Annotated in this window: 15 protein-coding genes; 8 read left to right on the forward strand and 7 right to left on the reverse strand. The window is 62.6% G+C overall.

Translation table 11 applies throughout. From position 1 onward, the window contains the following. A complete protein-coding gene (locus ACE3PR_RS02200) occupies nucleotides 1-1,500 on the reverse strand; it encodes a leucyl aminopeptidase (RefSeq protein WP_374367675.1) in 1,500 nt (499 codons plus the stop codon). Between the two features lie 339 nt (nucleotides 1,501-1,839). Here ACE3PR_RS02200 and ACE3PR_RS02205 point away from each other — a divergent pair, with 339 nt between their 5' ends. After that, on the forward strand, nucleotides 1,840-3,126 hold the full coding sequence (locus ACE3PR_RS02205; protein WP_374367677.1) for a peptidylprolyl isomerase: 1,287 nt from the start codon (nucleotides 1,840-1,842) through the stop codon (nucleotides 3,124-3,126). Further along, a complete protein-coding gene (gene rsmA, locus ACE3PR_RS02210; protein ID WP_374367679.1) occupies nucleotides 3,126-3,971 on the forward strand; it encodes a 16S rRNA (adenine(1518)-N(6)/adenine(1519)-N(6))-dimethyltransferase RsmA in 846 nt (281 codons plus the stop codon). The genes ACE3PR_RS02205 and rsmA overlap by 1 nt, the downstream gene beginning before the upstream one ends. Nucleotides 3,972-3,974: 3 nt before the next feature. Here the strand turns inward: rsmA and gmk are convergent, their stop codons facing one another. Continuing rightward, entirely contained in the window at nucleotides 3,975-4,580 is a 606-nt protein-coding gene (gene gmk, locus ACE3PR_RS02215) for a guanylate kinase (RefSeq protein ID WP_374368075.1), read from the reverse strand. Between the two features lie 66 nt (nucleotides 4,581-4,646). Continuing rightward, entirely contained in the window at nucleotides 4,647-5,519 is an 873-nt protein-coding gene (locus tag ACE3PR_RS02220) for a YicC/YloC family endoribonuclease (RefSeq protein ID WP_374367681.1), read from the reverse strand. Nucleotides 5,520-5,638: 119 nt separating this feature from the next. Between ACE3PR_RS02220 and ACE3PR_RS02225 the strand changes: the two genes are divergently transcribed. Beyond that, nucleotides 5,639-6,400, forward strand: coding sequence for an SDR family NAD(P)-dependent oxidoreductase (locus ACE3PR_RS02225; protein ID WP_374367683.1), 762 nt, complete (start codon nucleotides 5,639-5,641; stop codon nucleotides 6,398-6,400). Nucleotides 6,401-6,402: 2 nt separating this feature from the next. On the opposite strand, the gene ACE3PR_RS02230 is transcribed toward ACE3PR_RS02225, so the two are convergent. The 3 genes from ACE3PR_RS02230 to ACE3PR_RS02240 all read right to left on the reverse strand — a co-directional run bounded on the left by ACE3PR_RS02230 (nucleotide 6,403) and on the right by ACE3PR_RS02240 (nucleotide 9,074). After that, a complete protein-coding gene (locus ACE3PR_RS02230; RefSeq protein WP_374367684.1) occupies nucleotides 6,403-7,095 on the reverse strand; it encodes a hypothetical protein in 693 nt (230 codons plus the stop codon). 172 nt (nucleotides 7,096-7,267) lie between these two features. Next, nucleotides 7,268-8,575, reverse strand: coding sequence for a methyl-accepting chemotaxis protein (locus ACE3PR_RS02235; RefSeq protein ID WP_374367686.1), 1,308 nt, complete (start codon nucleotides 8,573-8,575; stop codon nucleotides 7,268-7,270). Continuing rightward, the gene (locus tag ACE3PR_RS02240; RefSeq protein ID WP_374367688.1) at nucleotides 8,550-9,074 is read right to left on the reverse strand and encodes a PAS domain-containing protein; all 525 of its coding nucleotides are present in this window, start codon (nucleotides 9,072-9,074) and stop codon (nucleotides 8,550-8,552) included. The genes ACE3PR_RS02235 and ACE3PR_RS02240 overlap by 26 nt, the downstream gene beginning before the upstream one ends. Nucleotides 9,075-9,451: 377 nt before the next feature. On the opposite strand from ACE3PR_RS02240, the gene ACE3PR_RS02245 reads away from it, so the two are divergent. The 5 genes from ACE3PR_RS02245 (at nucleotide 9,452) to ACE3PR_RS02265 (ending at nucleotide 15,656) form a co-directional block, all read left to right on the forward strand. Then, nucleotides 9,452-10,096, forward strand: coding sequence for a FecR domain-containing protein (locus tag ACE3PR_RS02245; RefSeq protein WP_374367690.1), 645 nt, complete (start codon nucleotides 9,452-9,454; stop codon nucleotides 10,094-10,096). Between the two features lie 25 nt (nucleotides 10,097-10,121). Then, a complete protein-coding gene (locus ACE3PR_RS02250) occupies nucleotides 10,122-12,056 on the forward strand; it encodes a CHASE2 domain-containing protein (protein ID WP_374367692.1) in 1,935 nt (644 codons plus the stop codon). 69 nt (nucleotides 12,057-12,125) lie between these two features. Next, nucleotides 12,126-12,809: a TVP38/TMEM64 family protein gene (locus ACE3PR_RS02255; protein ID WP_374367694.1), complete on the forward strand. Its 684-nt coding sequence runs from the start codon at nucleotides 12,126-12,128 to the stop codon at nucleotides 12,807-12,809. Further along, nucleotides 12,802-14,265 (forward strand): NAD(P)/FAD-dependent oxidoreductase, encoded by a 1,464-nt coding sequence (locus ACE3PR_RS02260; protein WP_374367696.1) that lies wholly within the window; start codon nucleotides 12,802-12,804, stop codon nucleotides 14,263-14,265. The genes ACE3PR_RS02255 and ACE3PR_RS02260 overlap by 8 nt, the downstream gene beginning before the upstream one ends. After that, nucleotides 14,262-15,656 (forward strand): sensor histidine kinase, encoded by a 1,395-nt coding sequence (locus tag ACE3PR_RS02265; RefSeq protein WP_374367698.1) that lies wholly within the window; start codon nucleotides 14,262-14,264, stop codon nucleotides 15,654-15,656. Before ACE3PR_RS02260 ends, ACE3PR_RS02265 begins: the two co-directional genes overlap by 4 nt. Nucleotides 15,657-15,662: 6 nt before the next feature. On the opposite strand, the gene ACE3PR_RS02270 is transcribed toward ACE3PR_RS02265, so the two are convergent. Beyond that, a complete protein-coding gene (locus ACE3PR_RS02270) occupies nucleotides 15,663-16,850 on the reverse strand; it encodes a class I SAM-dependent rRNA methyltransferase (protein WP_374367700.1) in 1,188 nt (395 codons plus the stop codon). Nucleotides 16,851-16,885: the final 35 nt, after the last annotated feature.

Raw genomic sequence — 16,885 nt, forward strand, 5'->3', positions numbered from 1 at the left:
TTATTTGTCTTCGAATTCGCGCTGCACGAATTGCTCAAGCAGGCGCACGCCGAAGGCTGTGGCGCCCTTCGGGATGGTCGGCTTGTCCTTGTCGCTCCAGGTGACGCCGGCAATGTCGAGATGGGCCCAGGGCGTCCCTTTCTGGATGAAGCGCTGCAGGAACTGGGCGGCGGTGATCGATCCGCCATAGCGTCCGCCGATATTCTTCATGTCGGCGGCGGGGGAATCGATCAGGCGGTCATAGGCTGGAGCCAGCGGCATGCGCCAGAGCAGTTCTCCGGTCGCCTTGCCGGCGGCGGTGAGCTTCTCCGAGAGCGCATCGTCATTGGAGAAGAGGCCCGCATGCTCGGTGCCCAGTGCCACCATGATGGCGCCGGTGAGGGTGGCGAGATCGACGATCAGGCTGGGGCCGAAATTTTCCTGCGCATACCAAAGCGCATCGGCCAGCACCAGGCGGCCTTCGGCATCCGTGTTCAGGACTTCGATGGTCTGTCCCGACATCGAGGTGACGATGTCGCCCGGGCGTTGCGCATTGCCGGACGGCATGTTTTCAACCAGGCCGATCACACCGACCGCGTTGACCTTGGCCTTCCGCGCGGCGAGGGCGCGCATGACGCCGATGACCACGGCGGAACCGCCCATGTCCCATTTCATGTCTTCCATGCCGGCCGCGGGCTTGATCGAAATGCCGCCGGTATCGAAGGTGACGCCCTTGCCCACAAAGCAAACCGGCTTTGCCTTGGAATCGCCGGCGCCGTTCCATTGCATGGTGACGAGCTGGCTTTCGCGTTCCGAACCCTGGCCGACGCCCAGCAGCGCGCCCATGCCCAGCCGCTTCATTTCCTTTTCGCCGAGGACGGAAACCTTGACGCCGAGGCTGGTCAGTTCGCCGGCCTCACGGGCCAGCGTTTCCGGATAGATCACGTTCGCGGGCTCGGAGACCAGGTCGCGCGTAACGATGACCGAATCCACAACCTTGTCGAGTGGATCGAACAGCTTTTTGGCGGCATGTGGGTCGCCCAGGGTGATGGTCAGCTTTTTCAGGGTCGGCTTGTGTTCCGGCTTTTCCTTGGTGCGGTATTTGTCGAACCGATAGGCCCGGAGGCGCGCACCCATGGCGATCCGTGCCGCGATTTCGGCCTCACTCAAGGTGCTGCCGGCGGGAGATTCGATGGCGATGGTACCCTCGCGGTCGCCGGCATGATTGAGTGCCGCCACCAGGCGGCCGCCGATGGCTTCGCAGTCGAGCGCCGTCAATTTGGCCGGGTTGCCGAATCCCACCAGAATCAATCGGGAAACGTCCAGGCCCTGGGGGGCGAGGACAATGAGCTGCTCGTCCTTGCCGCCCTTGAATCGGCTGGCATTGAGTGCCCGCGCCACAGCGCCCTTGGTCGCCTTCTCGGCCTGAGCTGCGGCGGCGGAGAGCTTGCGCCCCTCCTGAACGCCCACGGCATAAGCGCCCTGGCTCGGTGTTTCCGGCTTGGCAAACGTAACCTTCATCTTGATTTCTCCCGATTTTTCGAGCGCGATGCAGTCTTCGGGCGACGGTATTCCCAACGCCGCTGACGGAGGATTCGACCGGTCCCGCTATGGTTCAGCCTTAGCACAATGTGATCGGGCTCGCCATTGCCGGCCGATGCCTAATATTGCATGCCAAGCCCCTGAAAAATGTGGACGAATGGCTTCGGCATGCTAGTTTAACGGCCAATCCGGGGTCCCTTGTGGCGCCGGCGAAAACGATGAGCAGGGTGGTTGTCGGGCGTGGTTGCTTTGGTTCGATTGGCCGAGCCCAGCCGTTATTGGCCGTCGCAAGGTTTGGCCCTAGGAACTATAGAGATCATGAGCTTACGACTGGGATTTTGGCGGCACATCTTCTTCATTGCATTGCTGATTGGGCTCGGCTCGACATCCTCGGTGCCTTCGGCAAGGGCGCAGGATGCGCTGAAGATTGTCGCCGTCGTCAACGAGGACGTCGTCACCGAGCTTGATCTCTACATGCGCCTCCGCCTGGCCATGCTGTCGGCGCGCCTGAGCGATACGCCCGAGACACGCCAGCGCCTGCTGCCGACCCTGCTGCGGACGATGATCGACGAACGCCTGCGTGCGCAGGAAGCCAAGCGCCAGAACATCCGGGTGAGCGACGACGAAGTGTCTTCCCGGGTCAATGATCTGGCGCGCCGGAACGAGTTGAGCCTCGAACAGTTTACTCAGGTTCTGGGCCAGAACGGCATTCTGATCGAGACGTTGCAGGACCAGATCCGCGTCGAGCTGGCTTGGGCGCGTCTGGTGCAACGACGCCTGCGACCGCAGGTCAATATCACCGATGAAGAGATCGACTCGGCCCTGGCCGCCATTCAGGCGGCGCAGGGACAGACCGAGTATCGCCTGTCGCAAATCTTTCTTGCAGCCGGCAGCAGCAGCGACGAAAGCGCCTTGCGCCAATCCGCGCAACGCCTGAAGGAACAACTTGATCAGGGCGCTGATTTCGCGGCGATCGCCTCCGAGTTTTCCCAGGACCAGGGGGCCATTCGAGGCGGTGATTGGGGCTGGGTCCGTCTCGACATGCTGGATCCGCAGGTGGCCGAGACCGTCCGTGCGCTGCCCCCGGGACAGGTCGGCGGTCCGGTGCGCGGGACAGGCGGCTATTACATCGTTCTGGTGCGCTCGACGCGAGTGATCGACGTCCGCGCCGTTTCGGCCGGAACCGTGGCGATGGAGCAGATCCTATGGTCGCTTCCGGCCAATGCGGCGGAATCGGAAGTCAACAAGGTGATCTCTCAGGCCAACACTTTGACGCCGCGCATTCAATCCTGCGCCGATATGGCGGCCTTGGCCGATCAGGCCTCGCCGGGAGTCTACCGGAATCTCGGCAACGTGCCGGTCGCCGATTTGCCGCCCGCCGTGCAGTCTTACGCGCTCAACCAGCCGATCGGTGTGCCCACGCCGCCGCTCCGTACCAATCGCGGCATCGGCATCTTTGCCATCTGCAATCGTGGTGGCGGCGACGAAGCGGCTCTATCGCGGGTGGGCGTGGCCGACCGGCTGGGCCGTGAGCGGTTGGAAACCTTGGCGCGTGGCTATCTCTCCGACCTGCGGCGCGCAGCGGTTATCGACATCCGCCTCTGATGGAAAAGGATCCGCCCGCCGCGGTGTCCTTGCCGCCGCTGCGTGATGTCATTGCGCGCCATGGTCTCTCGGCGAACAAGGCCTTCGGCCAGAATTTTCTGTTCGATCTCAACTTGACCGGACGCATCGCGCGTTCGGCGGCACCGTTGGATGAAGGCAGCGTCATCGAAATCGGTCCCGGTCCCGGTGGTCTGACGCGGGCCTTGCTCGATCATGGCGGCAAGGATGTGATCGTGATCGAGCGCGACCGACGTTTCCTGCCGGTCCTCGCTGAAATATCGGCAGCCTATCCCGACCGCCTTACGGTAATAGAAGGCGATGCACTGAAGGTCGATGCCGCCAAGCTTGGGAGAGCGCCGCGCCGGATCGTGGCCAATCTGCCCTACAACGTGGCGACGCCGCTGTTGCTGAACTGGCTGGCGGCCGGCGCCGCCTTTGCCAGTCTGACGCTGATGTTCCAGAAGGAAGTCGCCGATCGGCTGATCGCACAGCCGCGCAGCAAGGATTACGGGCGGCTCACCATCGCCACGCAATGGCGGGCCGAGGTCCGGCGCCTGTTTGATGTGCCGCCGCGTGCCTTCACGCCGCCGCCCAAGGTCACCTCGACGGTGGTACAGTTGATTCCAAGGGCAACGCCCCTGTTTCCGGCGGATGCCAGCATGCTGGAACGGGTCGCCGCCGCCGCCTTCGGCCAGCGGCGCAAGATGCTGCGGCAATCTCTGCGCAAAGTCTCGCCACGCGCCGAAGAAGCACTGATCGCCGCCGGCATCGCGCCCACGGCGCGCGGTGAGGAATTGTCGATCGAGCAATTCTGCGCGCTGTCGCGCGCCTTCGAGGCGCTCTGAGGGCTATTGCCCTTCTCTAAGGCCCTTCACGAAATCGGTGAGCCCGATCTGGCGTTGCCGGCGCAGGCGCTCGGCACGCAGAATGGCGCGGACACTTTCGACGCTCGACTCGATGTCGTGATTGACGATGATGTAATCGTATTCCGCCCAATGGCTCATCTCGTCGGCCGCCTTGGCCATGCGGCGCGCTACGACCTCGGCACTGTCCTGGGCGCGGCTGTGCAGACGCCGTTCCAATTCCCGGGTCGAGGGCGGCAGCACAAAGACGCTGACAAGATCCTCGCGCGCATTGTGTGCCAGTTGCTGCGTGCCCTGCCAGTCGATGTCGAACAGGATGTCGCGGCCTTGGGCTAGTTCTTTGGCCACTTGTGCCTTGGGCGTGCCGTAGTAATTGTCGAAGACTTTGGCGTATTCCAGGAACTCCCCCCGATTGATCATCAGGTTGAATTCGGTGAGGTCGACGAAATGATAATCGATGCCCGCGGTTTCGCCCGGCCGCTTGGCGCGGGTCGTCGCCGAGACGGAAAGCGCCAGTTGCGGCTCCAGTTCCAGCAGGCGGCGAGAGATCGTGGTCTTGCCGGCGCCTGAAGGCGATGAGAGAACAAGCATCAGGCCGCGACGTCGGATGTCGACAAAGCCGGTAGCGTGGTGGGTGGAATCGGACAAGGTCGGCACTCACTCGATATTCTGGATCTGCTCGCGAAGCTGCTCGATGGCTGCCTTAAGCTCGATGCCGATATTGGTCAAGGCCAGATCCGCTGCCTTGGAACAGAGCGTATTGGCTTCACGGTTGAATTCCTGGCAAAGAAAGTCGAGCTTGCGCCCGACCGCACCACCTTGTGCGATCAGTTCGCGTGTCGCGGCGACATGCGCCGCCAGCCGATCGATTTCCTCGCGGACATCCGCGCGGCCGGTCATCAGTGCCAATTCCTGCGCCAATCGTTCCGGGTCGATCGGTGCACCCTCCGGCATCAGCTCGCGCAATTGTGCGTCCAGACGGGCACGGATATTGGCCGGTTGAGCGCCGGCCGATTGGGCGGCGGCGATCCGCAGCCGTTCGATCTCGTCGAGATGGCCGAAGACGACCTCGCGCAGCCGGTTGCCCTCATTGCGCCGCATGCCGCTCAGTTCCGTCATGGCTTGCCGCAAGCCGGCCTCAACGGCCTTTTGCCGTGCCGCCATGATCTCGGGTGCCAAGGGCGGGGTCTCGAGTTCCAGGACACCCTTGAGGCCGAGAATGCCGTCCAAGCTGGGTGGCGCGGCATCGAGCTTTCCGCTCATATCCCTAAGCAGGGACATGATCTGATCGAGCGCCGCACGATTGACGGTGAGTTGGCCGCGGCTCGATGCATCATCGACACTGAGTGTTGCTGCCAGATTGCCCCGCTTCAGATGTTCCGCGGCAATTTGCCTGGCCAGTGCATCCACCGCCTCAAACCCCTGCGGGACTCTGCAACGCACATCGAGCGAACGGCCATTGACGCTCTTCAACTCCCAGGTCCACAGGAAGTCGCCGATGGCGCCGCTGGTGCGCGCAAATCCGGTCATGCTGGCGATCGACAAAATTCCCCCCAAAAGGCCCCTGTTGCAAAGTGCCGCCATCATCAAGGATGCTCGGGCGGCTGGCAAGCTCGGCCGGCATTGTTATTTCAGGGAAAGTCCATCCGATGCCGCCCTTCCGCTCGATCCTCATCACCGGCGCCAGTTCAGGCCTGGGGGCCGCCTTGGCAGAGGCCTATGCAGCGCCTGGCGTCTTCCTTCATCTGGGCGCTCGGCGTGGGGATTTGCTGGCACAGATAGCCGGCGCCTGCCGTGCGCGCGGCGCCGAAGTGGGCATTGCCAGTATCGATGTCGGCGACGCGGCGGCGATGGAGGCCTGGGTTGTCGGCGCAGATGACGGACGGCCGCTCGATCTCGTCATTGCCAATGCCGGCATCTCTGGCGGTACATCGGGCGGGCAGGAGAGCGCGCAGCAGACGCGCGATATTTTCCGCATCAATGTCGATGGAGTCCTTAACACCGTGCTGCCCGTCCTGCCGCGCATGGCCGCGCGCGGCGCCGGCCAGATCGGTATCATGGCCTCTTTGGCCGGACACCGCGGCTTTCCAGGCGCACCCGCCTATTGCGCGTCGAAGGCGGCCGTGAAGGTGTGGGGCGAGGGATTGCGCGGCGAGATGGCCGAGTCCGGCGTCGGCGTCAGCGTCATCATGCCGGGGTTTGTCACCACCCCGATGACCGCGGTAAACGACTTCCCCATGCCGTTTTTAATGTCGGTCGAACAGGCGGCCAAAATCGTTCAGTGTGGCCTTGCCGCGAACGGGGCAAGGATTGCCTTTCCCTGGCCCATGGCAGCGATCGCCTGGGCCATCGGCGCGCTGTCGCCGGCCCTGACCGATCGGCTATTGCGGGCGGCGCCCAAGAAAGGCTGAGTTCAGGGCTGGACCCGCGGCACGCGGCGCAGCATGCGATAGTAGAGCGGCTGGTTTTGTTCCCCGGTCAGGATCATCAACATGTCGCCGGGAATCGCCTGCATGCCCAGCATGAGACCGGCATTGGTCACCATGTAGGTCCGCCAGGTCTGTGTCCCCTGGGCCGACCAGCCGGTGATGGCGACCGGTGTTACCGAAACGGTGCCGCCGCCCATCCGGTAGGTGTCGAACATGGGCGACTGGGCCCAGGCGTCGGCCAGGGCCTTGTCTGTCACCACGCCCTTGGGTGGTTCCACGCGCGAGACAATGCCGATACGCCCAACCCCGGTGGCGTCGACGGGGCTGAAAATGAACCATTGCCACGGATTGCTGAACGGGGCGGTGGGGCGCGTCGGCTGCAGGAAATTGGGGGGCAGTTGCACCATCTGCCAGGAGCCGATGACGTCGGCGGGCTGCGCCGGGTTCATCAGGGCTTCGGGAGCTGCGCTTGGGGCCGGCGCAGCGGGGGTGGCCGATACGACAGGCGCCCGCTTGGCGTCCGGCATCACCCCATGGGCTGGTGCCGGCTTGGGCGCGATGCCGCCTTGTGTCTGGCTGCCGGGCTGTACAGGCTGGCTGGCGCCACCTTCCCACGCGCAGCCTGCGAGCAATGTGGCGCCCAACAGCGCTGAGATGAGCAGGCCGCGTGCAATCATAGTCGATCTCCCCCGGAATTCGCCGCAGATGGCCGGCCCGTCTCCCGGGCCAGGATGGGGGCCAGTGTAGCGGGCCGAATCAGGCCTGAGAAGCGTCCAACGCGCGAGTCGAGCGATGAATGCCATCGACCTTCGGCGCTGAACAGCTGGCTTTTCCCCGCGCGACGCGGTTTCAGACCACCTTTTTGAGTTCCGTGAGGAAGTTGCCCAGTTCCGCCCCCAAGTGATCGGATTGGGCCTCCAGATCACGCGTAGCGTCGAGCAGCTCTTGGGTCGAATGGTCGATTTCGCTCATGGCCTGGCGCACATCGGCGACATTGTGGGCCACTTCGCTGGCACCGGCCGAGGCCTGCTCGACATTACGGGCGATTTCGCCGGTGGCTGAAGATTGCTCCGTGAGCGACGAGGCGATCGCCGCCGAGGCGTCGTTGATGCTGCCCATGATCTCTTTTACGGTGCGCATGGCGGTTGCCACATGGTCGACCGCCGCCTGGATCGTGCCCACCTGGCCCGTGATGTCGTCGGTCGCGCCCGCCGTTTGATTGGCCAGGCTTTTGACCTCGCCGGCCACCACCGCGAAGCCCTTTCCAGCCTCGCCGGCCCGGGCGGCCTCAATGGTCGCATTGAGGGCCAGCAAATTGGTCTGCTCGGCAATCTCGCGGATGAGACGGACAACCTCGCCGATCTTGTCGGTACTGCTCACCAGGCCTTCAACCTGCTGGTTGCCTGAATCCGTACTGGCTGTTGCCGTCTTCACGATCTCAACCGAATGGCGGGCTTGCCGGTTGATCTCGCCGATCGACGTGGTTAGTTCCTCGGTCGCAGCGGCCACGGATTGCAGGCTCGCTGAGGCCTGGGCCGAGGCGGTCGCCACGGCCGCCGCCCGGCGATTGGTATGCGTGGTCGCGTTGTTGAGGCTGTTGACCGTGCCTTTGAGCCGTTCGGCCGCGGCTCGTACGCGATCGACCACCGAGGCTGCCATTGCCTCGAACCGTTCTGTGGCGGTAGTGAAATCCTTGACCTTCTGCTCCATCGCGCCAGTAGCATTGTTGATGGTACTGGCTGCCTGCTTGAACGACCCCTGCATCCCGGTTTCGATGACATGCCGGTAATAGATCCGCTTGGTCACAGCATCGAGTGACGCGCGCGATTCCCGCACATAGGCGTCGGCCCGGTCGGCAAAATCGTTGACGCTCCACATCAATTCGCCGAGCTGTCCGCCCGCACGTACATGTGTCAACCGCGCCTCGAAATCACCGGCCTGGAGCTTCTTCAAGACCGCAATTGTCTGCTCGATCTGGCGGCTGGCATTCGCGCAGGCAGCGAGGGCGGCAAGAGCCGCCAGGGCAGCAAGTGCCGCAGGCAGAATCTGTGCCCAAAGCGGCACATCTACGACAGCCATGCCGACCGCAATGATCGAGAGCAGCAGCGACAGGGTGATCGCGGTTGCCGGGCTAGAGCGAAAAGATGAATTGATCATAGGTCATCCGTAGACTTTTGAGCTTCTCTTGCAAGGCGTCATAAGCGCGCGCCATACCGATCTTCCGGTCGGTGGCCTGGGTTTCGATTTTCAGCAAATCGGCATAGAGCGGCTTGATGGCTTGCTCGATTGCCGATCGTTTGGGAACGCGTCGGCTGGAATGGTACCCAATGATTTTCCCATCGGCACCGAAGGACGGCGTGACATGGGCGAAAACCCAGTAATGGTCGCCATTCATCGCACGATTGATGACATAGGCGAAGATCTCGCGCCCGCTTTCCAGATAATCCCATAGCAACTTGAAAATGCACCGCGGCATGTCCGGATGGCGGATGATGCTGTGTGGCTGCCCTAAAGCCTGTTCCTCGCTCAAATCCGAGATATCGAGAAAGCACTGATTGGCGTAGGTGATCCGGCCCTTCAGGTCGGTTTTGGTGACAATCACTTCCTCTGCTGGAAAGCTGCGTTCATGACCGGTGAGGGAAAGGCCTGACTTCATGGGAACCTGGGTGGGGAATACGTGCTCATCAGCGATCTTTGGGAGTCACTCCCAATTGCGCCAAGTTAAGTAGGCACCCTAGCGACAAGCCGTTTACGAAAGATTGACGAAGATTGAGGCGCGACATGATATTTTTACCCGGATCGGCTGTCTGTGGTCTCTGATCGCCTGTGGCCGTTTCTATTTTTACACTTTTGAATCAATTAGTTAATGTCGCGCTGCAAGACTTGCTTCACGGACGGTGAACCGGGTCACAGTAAGACCCGCCAACCTGACCACATGCTGTTTACCACGCAAGGGCGGAGGGTCCGGCCAATGGAGAGATCCGGGGGCGATCTATCGAACCGCGTGAAGTGAATTGCGATAGGGAGTTTGAGATGAGAATGCATCGACGGGATTTTGTGGGGTTGTCTCTGAGCGCCGTCTCGGTCGCGGTTTTTGGTTTGTTCATGGCCGACCGCTCGGCACGGGCGCAGGAACTCGCCATCGGTCGGGTAAGCCGCAGCGTCGGGGCTGTTTCGGTGATCCGGGGCGGTGCTGTTCAGGCCGGTGCGATCGACGCACCCGTTTCCGAATCCGATCAGATTCGTACCGGTCCTGACGGCCGCGCCGAGATAACGTTCAGCGATGGCTCGGTACTGACGGTCGGACCGGATAGCGAGGTCGCCCTTTCTGCCTTTGCACCCGATCCTCAGGCATCGAATGCCGTCATCGATCTGCTCTCGGGCATTGTGCGCGTAACGGTGAACAAGGCGACGGAGTGGGGCCGCTTTGATGTCCGCACCAGCACGGCCGTAGCCTCGGTCCGCGGCACCGATTATCTGGTCGAGGAAACGGGTGCTGCCAGTGCGGTGTTCGTGGCCGAAGGGCGTGTTGCCGTTTCCAGCCGTGCCGGTGCTGGCACCGTCGTCATTCGCGCGGGCCAGGGCGTCGATGTGACCGGCGATCTGGCGCCGCTGGTTGTGAAAACCTGGGGCGCGAACCGGCGCGAGGCCGCCTTGGCGCGCGTAACGTTCCCGTAAGCTCGCGCGCGACCGGCAGGAGATCGTGCTCATCAACGCAGCAAAGCGGATCGATCGTCGCGGCTGGCTAGGCTTTGTGGCCGCTGGGCTGTTGGGGGCATTCGTCGCCTTGCTGCACCTGACTGCTAACGCTGCTCTCGAGCGGATCGAGGGGGCGACCCTGGACTGGCGTTTTATGCTGCGCGGCGCGATTCCAGCGCCCGATGATGTCGCGATTATCGCCATTGATGATCGGTCCCTGGCCGAATTGGGGCGGTGGCCTTGGCCGCGCGAGAAATTGGCGGATATTGTCGATCGGCTCGGCGATGCGGGCGCGACGACGATCGGCATCGATATTTTGCTGCTGGAGCCCGATACCCCATCCGGTGATGCCGCCTTGAGTCAATCCCTGAAGCGACAGGGCAATGGGATACTTGCCCTGGGCATGCTGGTAGACGGCGGAGAGCCCTCAGCGGAGGCTCAGGAGGATGTGCGATCCTTAGCGTTGCCAGCCTATCTCAAGCCGGAGATAGGCGCCCTTGAACCACTACGCGCCAGCGGCGTCTTGCGCCCAATTTCAGTATTTGAGGCTGTGGCCAAGGTCGGCCATGTCAATTTGCAACCCGATGCCGGTGGTTCGCCGCGGCTGCATTTCCCAGTCATCGCATTGGGCGAGGCATTGTTGCCCTCCTTTCCGCTCCTGGCGGTTGCTGGCCAGCGTGGATTGCCGACCTCCGCCATCTCGCTCTCGCTGGATGGCAGGCTGGTTCTGCCGAGCGGAGATTCAACGCCGCGCCAGGTTGTCGATCTCGGCCCCAATCTTGGGCTTCCTCTCAATTTCTTCGGCAGCGCCGGCACAATTGCCACCTATTCCGCAGCCGATCTCCTTGCTGGGGGACTCTCGGCTGACAAGCTGCAGGGGCGTATCGTCCTGGTTGGTGCGACCGCGACAGGATTGCGCGACGATTTCGTCACCCCTTTCGATTCCGCTCTGCCGGGCGTCGAGATACTCGCGACCTCCATGGTCAATTTGCTCGATGACAATTATTTGCGGCGCTCGACCGGGCAAATCCTGCTGGAAGCAGGCGTGATTGTTCTGCTGACCCTTTCGGCCTGGGGGTTGGGACAGGCACCTGGGCCACGTCTCGGTCTGGGTCTCAACCTGGTGCTTCTCATCGCCTGGCTTGCATTGTCGCAGGTGATGCTGGTGACGTCGCTGCGCTGGATCGCTGTTGCTGGTCCCAGCCTCGGCATCGTGCTCGGCTCGACGATTGCCGTCGCCGGGCGCATGGTGCGGGAGCGACGCTTGCGGGGCGAAGTCGAGCGGCAGCGTGGCAACCTCGCCCGCTACGTGCCGCCAAGCCTTGCCGATGCTCTTGCCGACAAGGAGGGCTCAGCCTTTGATGGCCAAGAACAAATGGCAGCGATCCTGTTCGTCGATCTACAAGGCTTCACCACGGCCAGCGAAAGCCGGTCGCCCTCGGAGACGGCGCATTTTCTCAAGGATTTTCACGCGCAGCTTGAGGGAGTCGTCTCGAAGCATCGTGGCATCATCGCGCAATTCCTGGGGGATGGTGCGTTCATTATGTGGGGCTTGCCGCAACCGACCTCAGATGATCCCGCTTTGGCTCTCGCCTGCGCGCGGGAAATGCTGCAGCGCCTGCGGGATTGGAAACCCGAAATGACGGCCCGTATCGGGGTTCATTTTGGCCCTGTTGCAATGGCGCAATTGGGCGGACAGAACCAGCTGCAGCTAGCCGCCGCTGGAGATACGGTCAATGTCGCCAGCCGACTTGAGGCCATTGCCAAGGAGGTTGGCGCCATCCTGACCATCTCCGATGTCCTCGCCAGCGCCATTCGTGCCTTGGGCCGCCACGATCTGCTCCTCGGTTTGACGGCGCAGCCAGCGCGCCGCGTGCGCGGCCGCGATCAACTGCTCGGCTATTGGTCCGCCAAGAGCGTGCCCGAATTGAACGTGTAGGGCGTTGCCAACATGACCAATTCGGATCGTGGAGCGGGGACAGGATGGACATGGCGCCGGCTTTGGCCGGTGGCCGTGATCGCTCTCGGCGTCGCCTTGTTCTTTGTGTTGAGACTCGATCGCTATTTCGATTTCACCTTGCTCCAGCAATATCATGGAGCTTGGCGTGATTACGTCGCGGCGAATTTCCTGGCGGCCAGCCTCTTTTTTTTCGTCGTCTATGTCGCGCTGGTGGCCTTCTCGCTCCCCGGTGGCGTGTTTCTGACTTTGGCGGGTGGCTATCTCTTCGGCGCCGGTCTGGCCACAGCCTATGTGGTCGCCGCGGCCACCTTGGGTGCCAGCTTGCTGTTTCTGGCGACACGCACCTCACTCGCGGCACCGCTTCAGGCGCGGGCCGGCCCCTGGCTGGGGCGGCTGCAGGCGGGCTTCCAGCGTGATGCCTGGAGCTATCTTCTGATGCTGCGGCTGGTGCCGCTGTTTCCGTTTTTCGTGATCAACCTGGTGCCGGCCTTCCTGGGGGTCTCCCTGTCATGTTTTGTGGTGACCACTTTCTTCGGCATTATTCCAGGGACCTTTGTCTACGCGCTGGTCGGCAGCGGGCTGGGCGACGCGCTGCAGGCGGGGTCGGGTATCGCGCTCGGATCGGTGCTCTCTCCCAAGGTGCTTGCCGGCCTGTTCGGACTTGCCTTGCTGGCCGCGCTGCCCATAGTGATAAGGCGCATGGCGCTCGGCCGGAACGGAAAACATGACTGATCACGAGATCGCGGAGACGACTCCGCCCTCTGAGTTGTCCGCGGATATCTGTGTAATTGGGGCTGGCGCCGGTGGGCTGACGGTCGCCGCTGGTGCGGCGCAATTGGGTGCCAGGGTCATCCTGGTGGAATCCGGCGCTATGGGCGGCGATTGCCTCAATCACGGCTGCATTCCCTCGAAATCCCTGCTGGCGGCGGCTCACGTTGCCGCTTTGGCGCCGCGGGCGCGGCAATTCGGCATTCGTTTCGTACCGCCCGAAATCGACCGCGCCGCGTTGGCCGGACATATCCAGGATGTCATTGCCGGCATCGCGCCCCATGATTCCGTGGCACGCTTCGAAGGCTTGGGCGTGACGGTTCTCAAGGGCCATGCCAAATTTACAGCACCCGACATTCTTTCGGTCAGGGCGGCTCGAATTACTGCGAAAAGATACGTCATCGCGACGGGCTCGCGACCCAGCATCCCGCCCATTCCCGGCCTTGATCAAGTCTCTTATCACACCAACGAAACCATTTTCGGCGAGACGGCGCCGATCGACCACCTGCTGGTGATCGGTGGCGGCCCGATCGGTGTCGAACTGGCACAAGCCCAGGCGCGCCTTGGTGCCAAGGTCACCCTGGTCGAGCTTGCCCGCCTCCTACCCAAGGACGATCCGGATCTGGTCGGCTGCGTTCGGCGCGCCTTGATCGCCGATGGCATCGATCTGCGCGAGGGAAGCGGTGTCGTACGAGTAGCCAACGGCAGCGCCCCTGGAACCATCGACCTGCATATTGCCGACAATCTGGGGGGAAGCGAGGTGGTGAGGGGCACCCATCTGCTGATCGCCGTTGGACGGCGACCGGTCACCGAGGATCTTGGGTTGGATATTGCGGGCGTCGAGGTCGTCAAAGGGGCGATCAAGGTTGATCGGCGTCTTCGCACCAGCAACAAGCGAATCTATGCCATTGGCGATTGCGCCGGTGGACCGGCCTTTACCCATGTCGCTGGTTATCACGCCGGCATTGTTCTTCGGAATATCCTTTTTCGCCTGCCTGCCAGGGTGAATGCGGATCTCATACCTTGGGTCACCTTCAGCGAGCCGGAGCTTGCTCAAATCGGGCTTTCGGAAAGTGCGGCGCGCGCGCGTTTCAGGGATGTCCGGGTCGAGCAATTGGCCTTCACGGCCAATGATCGTGCCAGGACGGAGCTGCGTACCGATGGGCTCATCAAGATTGTCCTGCGTGCCAATGGCCATATCCTGGGCGTTGGTATCGCCGGCCCGCAGGCGGGTGAATTGCTGGCGCCCTGGTGTCTGGCCATGGCGCGTAGGCTCAAGCTCTCCGCGGTTGCGGGCCTTCTGCTCCCATATCCGACGCTGTCGGAAATTTCCAAGCGCGTTGCCGGCAATTTTTATGCGCCCCGCCTATTTGGTGCCGGCGTCCGTGCGATCGTACGCGGCTTGCTGCGGTTGGCATGAGCGGGGAAGAGATCAAGCTCCCGAGTTTCGGCCGCGGCCTCTCGGCGCGGGTCCTGCTGCTGACGATTCTCTTCGTGATGGTCAGCGAAGTTCTGATCTATGCACCGTCGATCGTCCGATTTCGTCTCGATTGGCTCGAAGAAAAGCTGAACATGGCGCATCTCGCGGTTCTGACGCTTGAGGCGACGCCGGACTACATGATCGATCCTGAGCTTGAGGTTCGCTTGCTTTCTCATGTGGGGGCGAGATTGATTGCCTTGCGCAGTGCCGATGGCAAGAATCTCATGTTGCGCGGGTCCTCTCCACCCATGCTCGTACAGGCCACGATCGATCTTGCCGATCGTGGCTTCCTGCAATTGGTCGAGGACGGGATCGATACCTTGCGCCAGTCGCGCAACCGGTTGCTGCGGGTCAAAGGCTATTCGCCGCGCGCTGCTGACGTCATCGTTGATATGGTCATCGACGAATGGGCCTTGCGCGAAGCCATGGTCGCCTATTCCTGGCGAATTCTGGGGTTGTCGGTGGTCATTTCACTGATCACGGCGGCCCTGGTCTTCACGGCTCTGCAATGGTTGATCATCCGGCCGATGCGACGCCTGACCCGGGGAATGGTGGCTTTTCGCCAGGATCCGGAAGTGGTTCCGCCGAGCTTTGGCACCACGCGGCGTGGCGATGAAATCGGCCTTGCCGAACGCGAATTCGCCGAGATGCAGGCCAAGGTTCGCATGGCTCTCATTCAGAAAGCGCGTCTGGCCGCACTTGGCACGGCGGTTACCAAGATCAATCACGATCTTCGCGGAATTCTGGCTACAGCGCGCCTGGTCACCGACCGATTGGCGGAAAGCGACAATCCCGAGGTGAAGCGCGCGGCGCCGGCATTGGTGAGGTCGCTCGACCGCGCCGTCGAGCTCTGTTCCGACACCCTCAATTTCACCCGCGAGGGACCGCCCCGGCCGACCCTGGCCAGCGTTCCCCTGCATGAACTGGTTGACGAAGTGGGCGAGAGCCTCGCAAGCTTGCTGACGGCCGGCAAGAATTGGTCCAACGACGTGCCGGCCGATGCGCTGGTGAAGGCGGATCGCGGTCAGCTTTTCCGGGTGCTGCGCAATCTCGGCGAGAACGCCTTTCAGGCCGGTGCCGAGAACATCTCGATCGGCTATCGTATGGGCGGCGGCTTCGTCGAGATCGATTGCAAGGATGACGGCCCAGGCTTACCACTCAAGGCAAGGGAAAACCTGTTCGTGCCGTTCAAGGGCTCTGCCAGGGCCGGGGGGACCGGGCTCGGCCTTGCCATCGCGCGCGAATTGATGCGCGCCCATGGTGGCGATCTTCGCCTGCAACAGGCTGAGACCACGGGCGCGCTGTTTGTCCTTACTCTGCCGATCCGCTGATCGCCTTCATTCGATGGCGAAGGTCAGGGCCTTGAGATAGGCGCTCTCCGGCAAGCCGGGATGCACCGGATGATCCGGGGCAGCACCCGTATGATAGAGCAGACGCGCATGCCGCCCGGTCTCCTGGATGCCACGATGCGTCTGGCGCAGGAACTCATCCGCCGGCATGTTGTGCGAGCAGGAACACAGCATCAGTATCCCGTCCGGGGCTACGCATTGCGCAGCAAGGCGCGCGAGTTTCCGGTAGGCCTTTGCTCCCTGATGGAAATCCTTGCGCGACTTTACGAATGCCGGCGGATCCGCCACCACGATGTCAAAGCGCTGGCGCGCCGTAGACATTTCAGCAAGGGCCTCAAAGGCCTCTGATTGCCGCGTCTGCAATTGGTCGGCGACGCCGTTGATCACAGCAGCGCGCTTGGCCAGCGCCAAAGCGGGCGCACTCCGGTCAAGCGCCAGCGCCGATGTAGCACCCGCACGGAGGGCCTGGATCGCGAAACCACCCATATAGCAATAGGCGTCGAGCATCGTGCGGCCGGCGGCGAGGCGCGCAATCAGGGCACGGTTGTCGCGTTGATCATAGAACCAGCCGGTCTTTTGTCCGGCACGTGGATCCGACAGGAACTCGGCGCCATTTTCCTGCAGGGCCACGGCATCATCCAGCGAGCCTTTCAGAAGATGACTCGCCGGTGCCAGCCCTTCCAGCTCCCGCGCCGGGCCGTCCCCGCGTACCAGGATCACGCGCGGATTGAACAGTGCATCGATAGCCGCACCGAGATGGGGAATCTGTTGTTCCATGCCGGCGCTGGAAACGTCGATCACGAAGACATCGCCATAGCGGTCGATGACGCAGCCCGGCAATCCATCGGCTTCGGCATGAGCCAGGCGATAGAAAGGAACGCCGATCATCCGCTCGCGGAGTTTCCAGGCCCGTTCGAGGCGCGCCTGCCAGAAGGCGGCATCGATGACGGCCGCGGGATCGCGGGTGATGAGGCGTCCGCTGATCAGGGATTTGGGATTGAACAATGCAAGGCCAAGCGGCCTGCCGTCGGCATGGCGCAAGGTCACGATGCTGCCCGGCGCGATCGCCTTTACCTCGGGCGACATCTGCAATTCATTGGAATAAACCCAGGGATGCCCACCCAGGATGCGGCGGTCTTCGCCGGCTTTGAGGTGGATCGTCGGGCGTTTGCTCATCGGGTTTTCCTAAGATGTCGTTGAATCGGCGAAAT

Source organism: Dongia sp. (assembly GCF_041909655.1).
Classification (GTDB): Bacteria; Pseudomonadota; Alphaproteobacteria; order Dongiales; family Dongiaceae; genus Dongia.

Bases quoted from the DNA above. Each gene is read 5' to 3' on its own strand.
- ACE3PR_RS02200 (WP_374367675.1), bottom strand. From the start codon at position 1,500: ATGAAGGTTACGTTTGCCAAGCCGGAAACACCGAGCCAGGGCGCTTAT.
- ACE3PR_RS02205 (WP_374367677.1), top strand. From the start codon at position 1,840: ATGAGCTTACGACTGGGATTTTGGCGGCACATCTTCTTCATTGCATTG.
- rsmA (WP_374367679.1), top strand. From the start codon at position 3,126: ATGGAAAAGGATCCGCCCGCCGCGGTGTCCTTGCCGCCGCTGCGTGAT.
- gmk (WP_374368075.1), bottom strand. From the start codon at position 4,580: ATGCTTGTTCTCTCATCGCCTTCAGGCGCCGGCAAGACCACGATCTCT.
- ACE3PR_RS02220 (WP_374367681.1), bottom strand. From the start codon at position 5,519: ATGACCGGATTTGCGCGCACCAGCGGCGCCATCGGCGACTTCCTGTGG.
- ACE3PR_RS02225 (WP_374367683.1), top strand. From the start codon at position 5,639: ATGCCGCCCTTCCGCTCGATCCTCATCACCGGCGCCAGTTCAGGCCTG.
- ACE3PR_RS02230 (WP_374367684.1), bottom strand. From the start codon at position 7,095: ATGATTGCACGCGGCCTGCTCATCTCAGCGCTGTTGGGCGCCACATTG.
- ACE3PR_RS02235 (WP_374367686.1), bottom strand. From the start codon at position 8,575: ATGATCAATTCATCTTTTCGCTCTAGCCCGGCAACCGCGATCACCCTG.
- ACE3PR_RS02240 (WP_374367688.1), bottom strand. From the start codon at position 9,074: ATGAAGTCAGGCCTTTCCCTCACCGGTCATGAACGCAGCTTTCCAGCA.
- ACE3PR_RS02245 (WP_374367690.1), top strand. From the start codon at position 9,452: ATGAGAATGCATCGACGGGATTTTGTGGGGTTGTCTCTGAGCGCCGTC.
- ACE3PR_RS02260 (WP_374367696.1), top strand. From the start codon at position 12,802: ATGACTGATCACGAGATCGCGGAGACGACTCCGCCCTCTGAGTTGTCC.
- ACE3PR_RS02265 (WP_374367698.1), top strand. From the start codon at position 14,262: ATGAGCGGGGAAGAGATCAAGCTCCCGAGTTTCGGCCGCGGCCTCTCG.
- ACE3PR_RS02270 (WP_374367700.1), bottom strand. From the start codon at position 16,850: ATGAGCAAACGCCCGACGATCCACCTCAAAGCCGGCGAAGACCGCCGC.